General features: G+C 65.8%; 15 protein-coding genes and 1 pseudogene. 6 read left to right on the top strand and 10 right to left on the bottom strand.

Going from position 1 to position 16891, the window contains the following annotated elements; all coding sequences use genetic code 11:
• Nucleotides 1-112: 112 nt before the first annotated feature.
• A pseudogene (locus tag BVG12_RS01660) lies at nucleotides 113-1261 on the bottom strand (IS5 family transposase).
• 164 nt (nucleotides 1262-1425) lie between these two features.
• A complete protein-coding gene (locus tag BVG12_RS33325; RefSeq protein ID WP_169926777.1) occupies nucleotides 1426-2001 on the bottom strand; it encodes a TetR/AcrR family transcriptional regulator in 576 nt (191 codons plus the stop codon).
• An 87-nt stretch (nucleotides 2002-2088) separates the two neighbouring features.
• Between BVG12_RS33325 and BVG12_RS01650 the strand changes: the two genes are divergently transcribed.
• Nucleotides 2089-3039 (top strand): alpha/beta hydrolase, encoded by a 951-nt coding sequence (locus BVG12_RS01650; RefSeq protein WP_075790873.1) that lies wholly within the window; start codon nucleotides 2089-2091, stop codon nucleotides 3037-3039.
• Between the two features lie 353 nt (nucleotides 3040-3392).
• Complete coding sequence (locus tag BVG12_RS01645) at nucleotides 3393-4046, top strand: TetR/AcrR family transcriptional regulator (protein ID WP_075790872.1); 654 nt, start codon at nucleotides 3393-3395, stop codon at nucleotides 4044-4046.
• 17 nt (nucleotides 4047-4063) lie between these two features.
• Here BVG12_RS01645 and BVG12_RS01640 read toward each other — a convergent pair whose 3' ends face one another.
• The gene (locus BVG12_RS01640; RefSeq protein WP_169926776.1) at nucleotides 4064-4780 is read right to left on the bottom strand and encodes a TetR/AcrR family transcriptional regulator; all 717 of its coding nucleotides are present in this window, start codon (nucleotides 4778-4780) and stop codon (nucleotides 4064-4066) included.
• Nucleotides 4781-4864: 84 nt separating this feature from the next.
• Here BVG12_RS01640 and BVG12_RS01635 point away from each other — a divergent pair, with 84 nt between their 5' ends.
• Genes BVG12_RS01635 through BVG12_RS01625 form a run of 3 tightly spaced genes read left to right on the top strand, consistent with a single transcriptional unit; the run spans nucleotide 4865 to nucleotide 7937 of the window.
• Nucleotides 4865-5884, top strand: coding sequence for a phosphotransferase family protein (locus tag BVG12_RS01635; RefSeq protein WP_075791009.1), 1020 nt, complete (start codon nucleotides 4865-4867; stop codon nucleotides 5882-5884).
• Nucleotides 5885-5901: 17 nt separating this feature from the next.
• Nucleotides 5902-7197 carry an acyl-CoA dehydrogenase family protein gene (locus BVG12_RS01630; protein WP_075790871.1) on the top strand — a complete coding sequence of 432 codons (1296 nt, stop codon included), beginning with the start codon at nucleotides 5902-5904 and terminating at the stop codon, nucleotides 7195-7197.
• Nucleotides 7194-7937 carry an SDR family NAD(P)-dependent oxidoreductase gene (locus tag BVG12_RS01625; RefSeq protein ID WP_075790870.1) on the top strand — a complete coding sequence of 248 codons (744 nt, stop codon included), beginning with the start codon at nucleotides 7194-7196 and terminating at the stop codon, nucleotides 7935-7937. The genes BVG12_RS01630 and BVG12_RS01625 overlap by 4 nt, the downstream gene beginning before the upstream one ends.
• Before the next feature lie 2 nt (nucleotides 7938-7939).
• Here BVG12_RS01625 and BVG12_RS01620 read toward each other — a convergent pair whose 3' ends face one another.
• Genes BVG12_RS01620 through BVG12_RS01590 form a run of 7 tightly spaced genes read right to left on the bottom strand, consistent with a single transcriptional unit; the run spans nucleotide 7940 to nucleotide 16095 of the window.
• Nucleotides 7940-9316 carry an FAD-binding oxidoreductase gene (locus BVG12_RS01620; RefSeq protein ID WP_075790869.1) on the bottom strand — a complete coding sequence of 459 codons (1377 nt, stop codon included), beginning with the start codon at nucleotides 9314-9316 and terminating at the stop codon, nucleotides 7940-7942.
• A 32-nt stretch (nucleotides 9317-9348) separates the two neighbouring features.
• Nucleotides 9349-10149 (bottom strand): enoyl-CoA hydratase-related protein, encoded by an 801-nt coding sequence (locus BVG12_RS01615; protein ID WP_075790868.1) that lies wholly within the window; start codon nucleotides 10147-10149, stop codon nucleotides 9349-9351.
• Entirely contained in the window at nucleotides 10146-11192 is a 1047-nt protein-coding gene (locus tag BVG12_RS01610; protein ID WP_075790867.1) for a bile acid:sodium symporter family protein, read from the bottom strand. The genes BVG12_RS01615 and BVG12_RS01610 overlap by 4 nt, the downstream gene beginning before the upstream one ends.
• 9 nt (nucleotides 11193-11201) lie before the next feature.
• Nucleotides 11202-12644, bottom strand: coding sequence for an MFS transporter (locus BVG12_RS01605; RefSeq protein ID WP_075790866.1), 1443 nt, complete (start codon nucleotides 12642-12644; stop codon nucleotides 11202-11204).
• 12 nt (nucleotides 12645-12656) lie between these two features.
• Nucleotides 12657-14024 (bottom strand): DUF1329 domain-containing protein, encoded by a 1368-nt coding sequence (locus BVG12_RS01600; RefSeq protein ID WP_075790865.1) that lies wholly within the window; start codon nucleotides 14022-14024, stop codon nucleotides 12657-12659.
• Nucleotides 14025-14045: 21 nt separating this feature from the next.
• Nucleotides 14046-14834, bottom strand: a complete 789-nt coding sequence (locus BVG12_RS01595; protein WP_075790864.1) for an SDR family oxidoreductase — start codon at nucleotides 14832-14834, stop codon at nucleotides 14046-14048.
• A 13-nt stretch (nucleotides 14835-14847) separates the two neighbouring features.
• Nucleotides 14848-16095: an amidohydrolase family protein gene (locus BVG12_RS01590; protein ID WP_075790863.1), complete on the bottom strand. Its 1248-nt coding sequence runs from the start codon at nucleotides 16093-16095 to the stop codon at nucleotides 14848-14850.
• 127 nt (nucleotides 16096-16222) lie between these two features.
• Between BVG12_RS01590 and BVG12_RS01585 the strand changes: the two genes are divergently transcribed.
• Nucleotides 16223-16876 carry a TetR/AcrR family transcriptional regulator gene (locus tag BVG12_RS01585; RefSeq protein ID WP_075790862.1) on the top strand — a complete coding sequence of 218 codons (654 nt, stop codon included), beginning with the start codon at nucleotides 16223-16225 and terminating at the stop codon, nucleotides 16874-16876.
• The last annotated feature ends 15 nt before the right edge of the window (nucleotides 16877-16891 follow it).

Here is a 16891-nt window from a genome sequence, read left to right as displayed (position 1 = left end):
CTTCGCGGCCTGATCGCGTAAGGCTCCATTTAGGCAAACAGCCCCTAATCGTCGAGCGCGCCGGCCGCCCCGTTGCGCCCCCTCGCGGCGGCCTGACAGGGTGTGGACGAAATCAACTTTGATAGGCGAGTCTGTTGAGTAGCATACGCGCCTCAGCCAGCCATACCCAGGCCTCTGACACAGAGAGTTTACGGTCGTGATGCATCACTGTACGGCGCCAGCGTTCGGTCCACGCGTGAGTTCGTTCGACGACCCGGCGCATTGGCAGTACCAGAAATCCTGCATTGATAACTGCGGCGGGCTCAGGTGCTGCCTTGGGACCATGCAGTGTTCCGATCGTGCTGTTACCTGGACGACGAACGACTTCGACACGAATATGATGAGCCTCTTCGATATCATGCGCGCATTTCCCGCTGTACGCGCCGTCGGTATAAAGCTTTCCCAGCCGAGGGCTCTTGACGCACGCTTGCGCAACCACGGCTGCGGCGGCATCCCGATCCTACACACTCGCGGCGGTTACAGTGACTGTAATGAGCAGTCCCATCGTATCAACGACGAGATTGCGCTTTCGCCCCTTGACCCTCTTGCCTGCATCGAATCCGCTTTCGCCGTCCTGCGGCGAGGTGCGAGTGGATTGTGCATCGATCACCGCTGCGGTTGACGTACTGGCGCGTCCCATTCGTGTACGCCATTGTTCACGCAGCCGGTTCTGCATCTGTTCAAATACGCCGGCGCAAACCCAGCATGAAAACACCTTGTACACCGCCTGCCAAGGTGGGAACGTCTCGGGTAACAATCGCCAGGCGCAGCCCGTTCGTAGCACATACGAGCATGCATTCAGGAGATCGCGGCGGCTGTAATGCACAGGCGTTCCTCGTTGTCCCGGTACTCGCTCGAACAAATCGGCGACCAGTTCCCATTCGGCGTCTGTCAGGTTGGTACTGTACGGAGATATGCCCTCGCGTCGCTGAGCTGTCTTGTAGCTATATCGTTTGGCGCCCTCGGCTCGCTCCATGCACGCCCTGCGCACTGGCTTGAGCCGTACGATGCTTTGTGCACGCAGCGCACGACGAATCGTTGCATCGCAGACGCGTAACCCGCATCGGAGGTGTAACTCGTTGGCGATTTCCTGCAGGCTGGCCTGAGCGCGCTCTTTCACGATATCGTGCAAAACCGCGATATGCTCTGGTTTCAACGCCGGCGGCCTGCCGCCGACGTTGCTTGACGGCTCCGTGCCGTCGAGTGGATCTCTCGTCGCCATGGCATGCTCCTTCCATATTGAGACAGCATGCCACAGCTACGTTATTGATTTTGTCTACACCCTCTGAGATCGGATGCAAAGGAAATGAAGGCCTCGCAAGAGTCAATTCGTTTCAAATACCGGAATCTTGACCATGCCGGACAAGCACGTCGTTCGCGCCATTGTCATCGGCAGTCCACCTGGTCCTGAAGGGCTTGCGCCAGCCACTCGCGCGTGGCAGAGACGTCGGTCGCTGAACGGTCCGCGACCGGCAGCAGCAACTGATAGGTCAGGTATCCGCTGGACAACATCATGATGCGTACCGCGCGTTCGCGGGCGTTGCGTCCGCACAGCCATCGTGCCAGAGGCTCGGTCACATGCGTCGTCAGTCGTTCCAAGGTCACGGCACGTGCAGCGGCATCGGACATCGCCAGTAACATCATGGCCAGCGGATTGGGCGAATCCCCGGACGCGTCGGTAAGCAGGTGTGCGAGCCGATCGCCGAACGCGTTGCGCTCGCCCGCAATCAGACGATCAATGTCCAGGCTCTTCAGTAGCGCGGCCTCGAACAGGCACTCCTTGCTGCCGAAGTAGCGAACCACGAGGGCGACGTTGATTCCGGCATCCGAAGCGATCTGGCGTACCGTCGCCTGCGCATAGCCATGAACCGCAAAAGCGTGGCATGCGGCTCGCAGGATGTCTTCGCGTGTCAGGTCGGCATTGCGCGGGCGCGGGGGGGGCTGGACAGGATCAGGCATCATGGGCACATTATACGTAAACGCTTGTTGACATGCGACCCGTCCTCTACCACAATATGTAAACGATTGTTTACTTAAGGCCAGATCCCCATGTCTCCTGTTTTGATTCACATTGACGTCACCGACGCGCTCCCCGCAGTTATCTCCGCAGGTCAGCGCCTCCATGTCGGCGCCTGGATCTTCATGCCGGCGCGCCTGCCATACCGACCGACCGTTTCGGTCTGGCTGAACGGAGGTACCTATGACAAGCGTTACTTCCACGCCGAAATTCCCAGACACCCTGGTTACAGCATGGCCGAACATCTTGCCGCGCGCGGTCACATTGTCGTGTTGCCCGACCACTTGGGTATCGGCGACAGTTCGCAGGCCCCGCGCCAGATGGACGTGACCCGGCAGGTAGCGGCGAAAGCCAACCACGCTGCGATGACACAATTGTTCGCGCGGTTGCGCGAGGGCACGCTGTACCCATCGCTCCCTGCGATACCGCAATTCGTCAAGCTGGGCGGGGGCCATTCGATGGGCGGTATGCAGACGATCACTCAACAGGCCGCTCACCGCACATACGACCGTATCGCGGTGCTGGGTTACACGGCGGTCGGCGTGCATCTCACGTTGGATGGGAAGTTGCACAGCGCGGATCCCGGACCGCTGGACTTCAGCATGCCCGACTACCCGGTGATGAACCGCAGCCGCCTGCGCAGCACGTTCCACTGGGATGATGTGCCGGAGGCCGTGCTCGCTGCCGACGACGCTTTGCTCGTGCCCGTACCCTATGTGCTATCGATGCAGTCGATTACTACCGGCATCGTGACCCAGGATGCCGGATCCATCGACGTGCCGATATATCATTGTCTGGGCGAGCGTGATGTTTCTCCCGATCCTTGGGCCGAGGCGGCGCACTTCCGTTCTTGCCGCGACTACACACTGCATGTGTTACCGAAGAGTGGCCATTGCCAGAACTTCGCATCCACACGTACGGAAATGTGGAATCGTATCTGGGCGTGGAGCGAGGGCCTCGATGTGCCGGATCGGCCTGCGTGAAGGCGATCAAACGTCCGAAGTGAATTCTGGACCGGGCTGAATTGGAGGAAATGCAGCGGTCCGACTCTGGCTGAACTTGGCCGGTGGCATGACAATGGCACCGGCCACGCATCTCGCGACTACTGCCCGGCCATGTGCGCATCAGGCGATCCTCGATGATGTGCGGCCTATCCGTCCAATCCAATTCCAGGATCAAAGCACCTTACCGAGGCTGCACGCATTGTCTTTGGCCAGCAGCCACGCTTGAACAGGCTGCCGATCAACCTGTCGGGCGAACTGGCCAAGGGCAAGATCCGGGTCGATGCCATCGCTCCGGGCACGGTCACCGCCCAAGGCATGCTAATCTCCGTGCCATGACACAGAATCCCATTGCCCCCCGCCTGACCCGCGACGAAAGTCGCGGGGTCACCATCGAACGACTGAAGACCGCCGCGCTGGGCGAGTTCGTCCGCGTCGGTTTTGCCGGCGCATCGGTCGACCGCATCTGCGAAACGGCCGGCTACTCGCGCGGGGCCTTCTATGCCAACTACAAGACCAAGCAGGACCTGCTGCTCGACCTACTGAACGACTACAACACCGACGAGATCGCAAACTGGCACAGTACAATCGGCCGTGCGCGCGACATGGACAGCATCTATGCCGACATGGCGGCTCGCTTCGAGCGCTATGTGTCCAAGGCGGACTGGGGCGTATTTGCCGTCGAGATGATGCTGCAAGCTCGGCGCAACGCTGACTTCGCGGTTACCTACCAGGCGTACCAGGAAAAAATAATGGACGACGTCGCACGGGCCCTGAGCCTGATGTTCGACAAGGCCGGCCGCCGCCCCCCCGCACCCGTCGCGGGTCTCGCCACTGCATTGCGCAGCTATGCGACCGGTCTCAGCCTCGAGTACAGCCTGCACTCGGCCCACCGCGATCCCAAAGCGGCGTCGACCCTGCTCACGCTGTTCCTGCGCGGCCTGGTCGCGCAGGGCACCGCCGTCGCCACGTCGCGTACCGGATCTTAGCGCCCCGGCAAGCGCCCCTACGATCCGATTACGGCGCCCTGGCCGGCCGGCGACGGCGCCAGCAAGCCCGGCATCACGAACTCCACCACCCGGTCGATCACGGCCTCGGGATCGCTGAGGTCGCAGGCACCGCCGGACACCGCCTGCAAGCGCCGCGCCTCATTGTGCAGCGCATGCTCGATGCCGAGGATGAAGTGCAGCCGCCACTGCACCTCCGCGAGGGGCAGACCGGGCAGCAAGGCGCCCAAGGCCGCCACGAAGGGCTGCAGGTAGGCGGCCTCGCCCTCCAGCATGCGCCGCACCGGTTCCGGACCGTCCAGCCGCACGCGCGCCAGGAACGGCACGTAGTAGTGCTGCGTTTCCGGCAGCGCGCTCCAGCGGATCACCGGCCCGATCAGTGCCCGCACCACGGCGGCCAGCTTGCGCTCGCGGCTGTCGTCCATGGCCAGCGCCGCCTGCAGCAGGGCCGCCCGCTCGGCGATCAGGGCGGGGGCGGCGCGCGTAAACAGGGCCTGCACCAGCCCGTCCTTGGAACCGAAGTGGTAATTCACCGCCGCCAGGCCGACGCCGGCGGCCTCGGTGATCTCGCGCACATTCACCTGTGTAAAGCTGCGTTCGCCGAACAGCCGTTGTGCCGCAGCCAGGATACGTTCGCGCGTTTCGTTGTCGGCCGGTAGCGGCGGCCTGCCGCGGCGCGCAGCGGCTGCGGGCGCGGAGCGATCGTCGTCGTTCAATGCATTTCCTTGTTGATTTATTAGAACAGCTGTTCCACAATAGATTTAATGGAACACATGTTCGATAATACCACCGGAGACAAGATGAGCGAGACACCCACCCCGATTCCCGACCAGGCGCGACTGCGCGGCTGGCTCGAAGCGCACCTGGGCCCGGCCCCGGGCTTCGAGATCGTTCCGCTGCAGGGCGGTGCCAGCAACCTGATCTACAAGGTCACGCTGGGCGCCGCAACGTATGCGCTGCGGCGCCCGCCGCTGGTCGGCAACGATCCGACGTCCAACAACCTGTTGCGCGAAATGCGCCTGCTGCGCGCGCTGGCGCAGACCACGATCCCGCACACCCGCCTGGTACTGGGCTGCGAACAGCCAGACGTGATCGGCGCACCCTTCGAGCTGCTGGAATGGCATGCCGGCTTTGCCGCCAAGGCCCCCCTGCCCCCCGGCTTCGAGCAGCCGGAAGCGCGCCGCCGCATGGCGTTCGAACTGGTGGACGCGCTGGCGACGGTCTCGAACGCCGATTGGCGGGCCATCGGCCTGGACGGCTTCGGCAAGCCCGAAGGTTTCCTGGAGAGGCAGGTGGAGCGCTGGCTGACCCAGCTCGAGCGCTACCGCGTGCGCAACATCCCCAGCCTGGACCGGCTGGCGCTCTGGCTGCGCGAGAACACGCCGGAGATGCAGCGCGCGTCCCTGGTCCATGGCGACTACCAGTTCATCAACGTGATGTACGAACCGGCGCTGCCGGTGCGGCTGTCGGCGATCGTCGACTGGGAATCGGCCACCATCGGCGACCCGCTGCTGGACCTCGGCTGGATGCTGGCGGGCTGGCAGGAACCGGGGGAGGAAGCCAGCTTCGCGTCGTACATCGACTGGCACGGATTCCCGGGCCGGCGCGAGCTGGCCGAACGCTACGCGGCGGCGACCGGCCTGTCGCTGCAGGCGCTGGGCTACTACATGGCGCTGGCCATGTTCAAGCTCGGCATCATCATGGAAGGGGCCTACGCCCGCTACGTCAAGGGCCGCTCCACGCTGCCCCTCCACGCCCGGATGGAACACGACGTGCCGATGATGATTGCACGTGGGCTGCGCTTCAGCCAGGCCTATTGAAAACAAGGAGACATACGATGTGGGACTTTTCTACCGAACCGGAATTCCAGCAAAAACTCGACTGGATGGCGCGCTTCGTGCGCGAGGAGGTCGAACCCATCGACCTGCTGTTCCCCGACATGAGCGACCCGTATGACACCGGCAACCGCCAGGCGCGCGCCATCATCAGGCCGCTGCAGGAAGAGGTCAGGCGCCAGAGACTGTGGGCGTGCCACCTCGGGCGGGAGCTTGGCGGCCAGGGCTACGGCCAGATCAAGCTGGCCCTGATGAACGAGATCCTGGGCCGTTCCAGCTGGGCGCCGACCGTGTTCGGCACGGCCGCCCCGGACACCGGGAACGCGGAGATCCTGGCCATGTTCGGCACCGAGGCGCAACGCGCCGCCTACCTGGAACCACTGCTGGCCGGCGACATCGTCTCGTGCTACTCGATGACCGAGCCGCAGGGTGGCGCCGACCCGGCCGTGTTCCAGACCACCGCCGTGCGCGATGGCGACGAATGGGTGATCAACGGCGAAAAGTGGTTCTCGTCGAACGCCCGCTACGCGGCCTTCCTGATCGTCATGTGCGTGACCGACACCACCGTGCCGGTGGCCAAGGGCGCGTCCATGTTCCTGGTGCCGTCCGATACGCCGGGCATCGAGATTGTGCGCAATCCCGGCGTGTTCGGCGAAGCGCCCGGCAACGGCGCCCACGGCTACCTGCGCTACCACAACGTGCGCGTGCCTGCCTCGGCCCTGCTGGGCGAGGCGGGACAGGGCTTCGCGGTGGCGCAGGCGCGCCTCGGCGGCGGCCGCATCCACCACGCCATGCGCACCGTCGGCCAGTGCCAGAAAGCGCTCGACATGATGTGCGAACGGGCGCTCAGCCGCAACACCAAGGGCAGCAGCCTGGCCGACAAGCAGTTCGTGCAAGGGTATATCGCCGATTCCTACCTCGAGCTGCAGCAGTTCCGCCTGCTGGTGCTGCACACCGCGTGGCTGATCGAGCAGGGCCACGACTACAAGGCCAACATGATTTCCATCGCCGCCATCAAGGTGCAGGCGGCGAAGATCTACCACGACATCGTGCAGCGCGCGATGCAGGTGCATGGTTCGCTGGGCGTGTCCGATGAAATGCCACTGGGCCGCATGTGGACCTACGCAGCCTGCATGGGCCTGGTGGACGGCCCGACCGAGGTACACCGCACCACCATCGCGCGCCAGCTGCTGCGGCGCTACCGGCCGGTGGACACGCTGTTCCCGAGCGAGCACATCCCTACCCGGCGCGCCGCCGCGCTGGCAAAATTCAAGGACTACCTGACGGAGCCGGCATGAAGGATCATCTCGACCTGGGCGGCAAGATCGCGCTGGTCACCGGCGGCAGCCGGGGACTGGGCCGCGAGATCGCCCGCGCCTACGCTGCCCATGGCGCCGACGTGATCGTCGCCAGCCGCAAGCTCGAGGCCTGCGAGGCGGTGGCCGGCGAAGTGCGCGCGCTGGACCGGCGCGCACTCGCCCTGGCCTGTCACCTGGGCCGGTGGAACGACATCGACGCCATGGTCGACACCGTCTACGCGCAGTTCGGCCGCGTCGACATCCTCGTCAACAACGCGGGCATGTCGCCGCTGGCGCCCTCCTCCCACGAGACCAGCGAAGAACTGTTCGACAAGGTGATGGCGGTGAACTTCAAGGGTCCGTTCCGGCTCGGTGCACTGGTGGCGGCGCGCATGGCGGCCGGCGCCGGCGGCGCCATCATCAACGTCAGCAGCACGGGGGCGCTGCGGCCGCTCCCCGCCGTGGCGCCGTATTGCGGCTCGAAGGCGGCGCTGAATGCGATGACGGAATCGTTTGCCAAGGAATACGGTCCGAAGGTGCGCGTGAATACGCTCTCGGCGGGCCCGTTCCTGACGGACATCGCGAAGTCCTGGCCGGCCGCGGCGCGCGAGCGCTTCGCGAATGCGCTGGGAAGGCCGGGACAGCCGGAAGAAATCATCTCCGCGGCGCTGTTCCTGGCAAGCCCGATGTCCAGCTACGTGACCGGCAGCCTGGTGCGGGTCGATGGCGGGATACCCTGAGGTCAGAGTGCGACCACCCTGCCTGGATTGAGGATGTTGTGCGGATCCAGGCAGCGCTTCAGCGTCCGCATCAGTGCCAGTTCCTCCTCCGTCCTGGAATAGTGCAGCGACGCGACCTTCTCCCTGCCTACGCCGTGCTCGGCCGCGATCGAGCCATGAAACGCCGTCAACGGCGGATACACCATGCCGCACAGTGCCTCGTAGGTAAAGTCCAGCGGGGCCTCGTCCATCGTGACGAAGACGTGCAGGTTGCCATCGGCGATATGGCCGAACACGATCAGTTCCGCCCGAGGCCAGCGCGCCGCCAGGTCGCGTTCCAGGTCGGCGACATAACGCTCCATTTCGCGCACGGGCAGGCTCAGGTCGAACACATGCCGTACCGGGCGCCGTACCAGCCATTCGACCCGCTCGCGCACCGCCCAGATGGCCTGCTTGCGCGCCCGCGAATCGGACATGGCCGCATCCTCGAACATGCCGTCTTCCAGCGCACGCGCCAGCGTATGCTCGAAGTGGGCTGCATCCGCGGCGGGATCCGTGCCGCGTGTCTCGACGATCACGTAAAAGGGATGAAGATCGGGCAGCGGCGCGCCGCCTTCCGCCGTCGCATGCATGTAGAAACGCTGCCACATGACCTCGAACGATGTGAGGACCCCGGCATAGCGCTGTTCGCAATACGCCAGGAAGCCGCGTACCTGCTCGAAACTGGACATCGCCAGCAGCGCGACATTGTCCGACAGCGGCTGCGGCCGCAGGCGCAGGATCGCGCGCGTGACGACGCCAAGCGTACCCTCGGTACCGATGAACAGCTGCTTCAAGTCATAGCCGGCGTTGTTCTTCAACATCCGGTTCATCGACGAGATCACCGTGCCGTCCGCCAGTACCGCTTCCAGGCCCAATACCTGCTCGCGCGTCATGCCGTAGCGCAGCACGTTGAGTCCGCCGGCATTGGTGGAGATGTTGCCACCCAGCGTGGCCGAGCCGCGTCCGCCGTAGTCGACACCATAGTACAGGCCGTGTGCCGCCACCGCTTCGTGCAGATTGTGCAGCAGGCAGCCCGCCTGTACCAGCACGGTCCGCCCGGCGCTGTCGATCTCCTCCACGGCCGCCATGCGCTCCAGCGAGATCGCGATCTCGTCGGCGGCGCTGATCGCGCCGCAGCTGCCGCTGATACCGCCTTGCACGGTGACCGGTTGGCGGTGCGCGTGACAGCGTTTCAGAATCTGGCTCAGTTCCGCCGTCGACCGCGGGCGCAGCAGGCCGATGGCGGTACGGGGTTGCGATTGCCTGTTCAGCGCGGCAGGACGCTGCGCGCACTGCGCGGCGTCCAGGATGCCGGCCGGATCCAGCAGGTCGCGGAATGCGTCGATGCTCAGTCCCATGCTTGTTTTCCGATTCGTTGCTGGCTGTATCGCTACGATGTCTTGACACGCTTTGCGGCAAACGCCATGGCGGCCTGGCGGTGCTCGTCGGTGGCCTTGCAGGCGGCGAAAGTGGCGATTTCCACGTCGATCGCCTCATCCACGGACAACTCGGCGGCCGCGTTCAGGTTCCGCTTCACGCAGCCCAGCGCGAACGTCGCGCTGCGCGCCAGTTGCGCGGCCAGTTCGGCGCCCAGCCCGTGCAAATCAGCGTCGGCGCAGACGCGGTTGACCAGGTTCAGCCTGAGCGCTTCTTCAGCGCCGATCAGCGGCGAGAGCAGGCAGAATTCCCGCGCGCGCGAGGTGCCCAGCAGCTTTTCCAGCAAATAGCTGGCGCCGAAGTCGCCCGACAGGCCGATCTTCGGATAGGCGAAGGTGAACCGGGCCGATGCGCCGCACATGCGGATGTCGCAGGCGGCGGCCAGCGCCAGGCCGCCGCCCGCCGCCACGCCGTTGATGACGGCGAGCGTCGGCTTGCCCATGCGGTGCAGCAGCATGGCGGTGTCGGCGCCGTGGCGCAGCACCTGCTCCTGCGACAACGCCGCGGCGCCGGGAGCCTGCCCGCCGGGCTGGGCGACGCCGGCGATGGCCTGCATGTCGCCGCCCGCACAGAAGTCCTTGCCCGCGCCGGTCAGCACGATGGCCCGCACGGCGGGGTCGTCCGCCGCGCGCCGCAGCGTGGCGTTCATCAGCGCCATCATCTCGCGCGTGACGGCGTTCTTGCGTTCGGGACGGTTCAGGGTCAGCGTCAGGACGCCTTCTTTCAATTCTTCGAGGATCACGCTCTCGCTCATGGGGAAGTCTCTTTCAGCACGGTGTCGGCGCCTGTCGCGGCGCGCAAGGGAGTGGCGCCGCGCGCCGCATAGCGCTGCGCGAGCACGGAACACACCAGCAATTGCAGCTGGTGGTAGACGATCATGGGCAGCACGAAGATGCCCATGGCGGGGTCGCCCACGAACATGGCGTTGGCCATCGGCATGCCGTTGGCCAGGCTTTTCTTGGAACCGCAGAACACGGCCGCCACCTCGTCCTCGCGCGTGAAGCCGAGCCGCCGGCTGGCCCAGGTGGTCAGCAGCAGCACCGCCAGCAGCAGTGCACAGGACAGCGCCACCAGCAGCGCCAGGCTGTGCGCCGGGTAAGCGGACCAGACGCCGGCGCGCTGCGAATCGCAGAACGACGCATGGACGATGAGCACGATCACACCCCGGTCCAGATAGGTGAGCAGGCTCCTGGTGCGCGCCAGCCAGGCCAGGAGCGGGTGGCGCAGCAACTGCCCCAGCGCGAACGGCAGCATCAGCTGCAGCATGACGTCGGTGATGGCCGACGCCAGCGACACCGGATGCGCGGTGTGCGCCATCACCAGGCTCATCAGCACCGGTGTCAATGCCATGCCGATGAGGCCGGACGCGGTGGCGTTGAAGATCGCGCCGGCTACATTGCCTCTTGCCATGGCGGTCATCGCCACCGAGGAACTGATCGTCGACGGCAGGGCGCACAGGTAGAAGAACCCCAGCAGCATGTCGGCCGGCAGCAGGCTCCGTCCCCCAAAGAAAATCGCCGCACCGATCAACGGACACAGCGCGAAGGTGGACAGCTGGACGAACAGATGCAGGCGCCAGTGCGTCAGCCCCGCTTTCAGGCTGCCCGGCGAAAGGTTGGCGCCATGCAGGAAGAACACCAGCATGATGCCAGCATGGGTGAGCGCTCCCAGGTGCAGCGCGCCACCCTTGCCGCCCGGGCCGGGCAACAGCAGCCCCAGCGCGGCTGCGGCAAGGATGCACGCCATGTAGCCGTGCCGGCCAAGAATCGCCATGACGCTTTTCGTGTACGAATCCATGGTCCTTCCTCAGGGCTGCAGACGGGTGGAGGCGCTGGCCTGCGGCGCCATGCTGCCGCGTGCGGGCAGCAGCAGCGCGGCCAGGAAGGCCAGCGCGGAGAGGCCGGTGATCAGGTAGAAGGCCAGCTGGAAAGCCGGCGCGTCCGGATAGCGGCCAGGACCCAGCGCGGGATTGACGACGGTGGAACTGGCCAGCGCCACGGTAATCAATTGCGCGCCGATGGCCATGGACACCACCCGCACCACCTGGGTCAGCCCGGTCAGCTCGCTCGTGCGGGCCGGCGGCGCCACTTCCACGATCAGGTTGATGATGGCGCTGAACGCCACCGCGATGCCGAAGCCGGTGACGACGGTACCCAGCGCCACCATCCACACCGTACCGTGGTACAGCGCCAGCGCGGCCCAGCCTGCGGTTAGTATCCCGCTCCCGGCCAGCATGGCGCGGCGTGCGCCGCTGCGGCCCGCCAGCGTGCCGCCCCAAGGGGCAGCGACGGCTGCCACCAGCGCCGACGGCAGCTTGACCAGCGCCGCCACGGTCGCGCCCACGCCCAGGCCGACACCGGTCCACGCGGGCTGCTGCAACAACACGAACAGCACCTGTGCCAGCTGCATGGCGCCCAGTCCGAGCAGCGCGTGTCCGGCGTTGGTCAGGGCGATCTGGCGGTGGCCGAACAGCCTGACGTCGATCAAGGGATTAGGATGGCGCAACTCGTACCGTGCCCAGAACACCAGCAACAGCGCGCTGCTACCCAGCAGTGTCCAGGCGCGTCCGTCGGCCCAGCCCCAGCCCTGCCCTTTCGTCACCGCCAGCAACAAGCCGGCGATGGCCGGCGCGAACAGCAGGCCGCCGATGATGTCGACGCGCGCTCCGGCGGCACGCCGCGGCGAAGGCGGCAGGCACAGCGCCACCAGCACCACGCTGGCCGCCGCCACCGCGGTGCTGATGTAAAAGATCCAGTGCCAGGTGAAGAAGTCGATCATCAGGCCGGCCAGCATGAAACCGGCGCCGGCCGCCACCGAGGCGGTACCGGCGATCACCCCGATGCACCAGGCCACCTTCAGCTGCGGCATGCGTTCCCGTATCAGGCCGTAGCACAGCGGCAGCACTGCGGCCGCCACGCCTTGCACCGCACGCCCCCAGATCACGCCTTCCAGCGTGTTCGCCATGGCGCTCGTCAGCGAGCCCGCGGTGGCCAGCACCAGCAGCGCCAGCAGCACCCGGCTGCGGCCGTAGATGTCGCCCAGGCGGCCGCAGATGGCGGTGGCGGCCGCCGCCACCAGCAGGTAGGCGGTGATCACCCAGCCGACGTTGGCGGGGTCATGGAACAGCTTGTAGAACGTCGGCAGCGCCGCGAAGGTCATGCTCGATTCGAAGGCGGAGGCAGTCTCCGCAACCACCAGCACGCCCATGATGCACTTCCAGCGCTCGTCTTTTCCAGCGTCGTCCGTCATCGCGTTATCCCTTCAGCGCAGGCCGGACGCCGCCAGCGATTCCGGCGTCAGCGACTTTTCCGGGCGGCGCTCGGCCAGCGTACGGTAGAAACCGGACGGCATCGTCCCCATCAGGAATACCGCGACGTACTGCTGTTTCGGCAGGTCGTAGGCGGCGAAGAACGAGCCGGTCATGAACGCGCCGCTGGTGTAATCCGGCGCCGTGAACGCGTGCTGTACGCGATACAGTCTGTTGGCGTTGTCGTAGGCTTCCGCTTCGACGATGGCCCAGGAATCCTCGTCCAGGTAAAACACCCGCTTCGATGCGCTGTGGCGTGCGCCCGGCTTGCGCACCGCCTCGACGATCCAGACGCGGCGCAGTTCCCAGCGCTGCGCGCCCGGCTGCAAGTGCTGCTTGCCGAGAATCGCCGCGCGCTGGGCGCCGAACATGATCGCATAGCTGTTGGCATTGACGTATTTCTCCGTCTTGCCGACCAGCTTGAAGTCGAAGCGGTCCGCCCTTCCCGCGAACAGGCCCACCTCGTCGTAGTTGATGGCGCCCCCCATCGGCGCGGACGGCGTGTCGTACGAGAACTCAGGCGCCAGCCGCACGCGCCGCTGGCCGGGCGTGTAGGACCAGGTGCGCTGGTCCAGCTTGTCGTACTCGAGCGGGTAGAAGATCATGCTGACGTTGCCGGCGTCGCGGGCGGGACCGACGATCGTGTTCTGGAAGCGCTGGTAATACTGGCCGGGGCCCTGGTAAGGCTGCACCCCCTCGGCGTAGTAAGGGTATTCGTTATAGCCGCGCGACTGGTTCAGCAGCGTCTCGCCGCCCGAGTGGACCAGCCACAACTCGCCGGCAAATTCATTGGTCACGCGCCAGCGCGCCGTGTGATTCCACAAGGCCTCGTTGCCGCTCTTCGGGATCGGAAACGGCACGCCGCCCCAGCATCCGCGCAGGCCGGTACCGTCTGCGCTGAGCTTGCACTGGTCGTTGCCGGCGTTGCGGATGGAAGCTTCCTGCACCGCCTTGGGCGGCTCGGGAAAGCTGCGGTGGGTCGGATAGACATCGATACGGTAGTCCGGATAACGCTTCAGCAGTTCGATCGCCCCGGCGGTCAGTCGCGCCGCGTGCTGGGCGTAGTTCCTGGCATCGATCGAAAACAGTGGGGTTTCGTCGGCATAGGGGTTGGCCAGCCGGCCGCCGGCCGCCTGGATGTTCGATGGCGCCTTCACCAGGCCGCCCGTATAAGCGGGAATCGTTCCATCCTTGCTGGCGCCCTTCTCGGCGCCCCAGGGTGTCAATGCGCTGCCCAGCTGCTTCACCTCTTCGGGTGATACTGCCGCCTGCGCGCCCGCGGCCAGCGCCGACATGACAAGTGCTGCGACGATGTGCTGCATGATGTCTCCTTTTTTATGGATTCAGACGACCGGACAGAGCCCGCCGTCGATATTGATGGCCGCGCCGGTGATGTAGGAGGCGGCATCGGACGCGAGGAAACAGGCCAGGTTGGCGAATTCTTCCGCCCTGCCCACACGTCCCAGCGGAATCCCCAGCCTGGACGCGCTGGCCGCCAGGAACGCGTCGTAGCTGCGGCCCGGCCCCTCCTTCAGGTAGTGACGGTGCAGCTGGTCGCCGTCGATGACGCCGACGACCAGCCCGTTGACCAGCACGTTGAAGGGCGCGCCCTCGCCCGCCAGCGCCTTCGACAGCGCCATCGCCGCCGCCCGCGTCACGCAGGTCGGCGTCATGCCGGCCTTGGGCGCCTTGGCATAGATGTTCAGACCATTGATGATGCGCCCCCAGCGCCTTTCCTTCATCGCCGGCAGCACCAGGCGCGCGAAGCGGATCGGCGCCATCAGCTTCAGGTCGATGTCTTCCTGCCAGACGGCGTCGCTGGTGTCCTCGAAGACGCCGGAGCGGTGCGAACCGGCATTGTTGACCAGGATATCCACCTGGCCCAGTTGCGCCACGATACCGGCATGCGCGGCCAGGATGTCGCCGGCGCGCGCGACGTCGCAGGCGAAAGCGGCGACGCGGCCGCGGGCCGTCGCGCGGATTTGCCGTAGCGCCGTGTCGAGCGTGTCGGGATTGCGTGCCACGATGGCGACGTCGGCGCCTGCGGCGGCGAACCGGATCGCCGTCGCCAGTCCCAGTCCTTTGCTGCCGCCGGTGACGAGGGCGATGCGGCCAGTCAGATCGATGTGCATGAGCGTGTTCCTGTCAGAGGGCTTCGATGGGCTGCGTCAAGGGCGAGCAGGCTTCGTGGAGTTGGCCGGCGCGTACGCAGAAGCTGGCGCGCAACAGGCGTTCCGCGACCACGCTGCCGCCCGAGTTATCGCGCATGCGCCACTTGCCGCGCTGGTCGTCCAGCACGCTGATATCGGCAAGCGCGCCCACCGCCAGCGATCCCGCGCCGTCGCCGGGCCGCAGGAACAGCCGGGCCGCGCTGGCGGTTGCCATCGGCACCACGCGTTCCAGCGGCAAGCCGCACGCCATCAGCAGGTTCATGCCGTTGACGACGCCCGGCGTCGCCTGGAAGCGACCGATATTGCGCGGATTGATGCCCGGGTCGGGTGCCTGGGTGTTATACGCATGCAGGTCGGCCCCCAGGGTGTCGGGAACGAAGTCCTGGTCGATGCCCCGCTGCATGAGTTCGATCGAAGTCGCGGTGCCGTATCCCAGGTCGAAATGCATGCCCATCGCCCGCGCTTCACGCACCAGCGCGCGCACCTTGCCGCCGGCGTCGAAGTAGCCGCCCGCCTGTGCCGTGTACGGATGGGCGAAGATGTCGCCCGGCCGCAGGAAGGGCAATACCGTCTCCAGCACGCGGTCGGCCGGAAAGGCCGCTTTCACGGCATCGGGGGTCTTCCATAGTTCGCCCAGGTGCACATACATGGGTGCCTGGACCTCGTTGGCGATGCGGACCGTCTTCTCGATCGCCGCTGTGCCGAACTTGAGCAGGCTGGCCTGCTCGGCCCAGAATTTCATGCCGCGCGCGATGTCGCCGTGCTGCTCGAATGCGCGCAAGGTGAGATCGATGTCGATGGTATCCGGCGTGAACTGGTCGGGATACAGGAAACCGCCGACTCCGCCCGCGACATACGGCGCCAGGAAGGCGAACACGCGGTTGGCCTTGGCCTTGACCACGTACTCGGCGTAGCCCGGCAGGGTGGCGGCGCTGACGCCGCCCTGCTCCACCAGCGTGGTCACGCCGGACTGGATGCCGACCCAGTCCGCGTCCAGCCCCAGCGCGGCGGTCATGTAGCGGAACACATGGGCATGCGTATCGATCAGACCCGGCAGCACCAGTTTGCCGCTGACGTCGCGGGTCACCGCCGCCGCGCCGTTGCGCGCGATGTGCGGAGCGATCGCGGCGATACGGCCATCCTTCACGGCCACGTCATGGATGCCATCGAGGCCGCTGGCCGGATCGATCACGCGGCCGCCATGCAAAACCAGATCATGCATGCTGTCTCCCTGTTTTATCTGTCTTGTTGCGATGGGGTATAGTGTAAGAGCCCGGCTGCCCAATCCAATTCCGGATTCCGGCCTGCTCGAAACGCTGCAAGTAGTTGATCTATATGGGATTATTCGCGTGACTTCCACCACTTCCGGATTCGGGGGAGAACCCGTCCAACCGCGCAAGCTGCCGCAGCAGCGGCGCTCCGTCCTGCTGGTCGAGGCGCTGAAGACCGCGTGTCTGCGCATCCTCGCCGATGAAGGCAAGGAGGGGCTGTCGGCCGCCCGGCTGGTCGAAGTGTCGGGTGTCGCCACCGCGTCCATCTATGAATACTTCCCCAACCTGGAGGCACTGGTGGCGCAGGTGCTGCGCGAAGCGGCGCAGCAGTTCCATGCGACGCCCGGCGCCAGCGCCATGGCGCTGCCGGGCGATGCACCGCTGCGCGATGTGCTGGAGCACCTGGTGCGCCGCACCTTCGAAAAACGCAGCTACCTGGTCGGCCTGCACCGCCAGGTCTACCTGCGCCATACCGCGTATTTCGAATCCGTCGAAGTGAGCGATATCGAAAAGCTGCTGGAACGGCACGCTCACCAGATCGAGGTGCACGACCTGCGCATCGCCGCGCTGGTGGTCACCGGCGTGCTCCAGCAGACCACCCGCTCGCTGCTGCATGAAGACCTGCTCGAGACCATGCCGCAGCAAACGCAGCAGATGCTGGTGCGCATGCTGCATGCGGCCCTGGCGCCGGCGAATCCGGAATCGACCGGCGCGGGACCGGCCCGCGCCTAGACGATGCGGCGGCCA

The organism is Massilia putida (assembly GCF_001941825.1).
GTDB lineage: Bacteria > Pseudomonadota > Gammaproteobacteria > Burkholderiales > Burkholderiaceae_D > Telluria > Telluria putida.
This window is presented reverse-complemented; position numbering and strand designations above follow the sequence as displayed.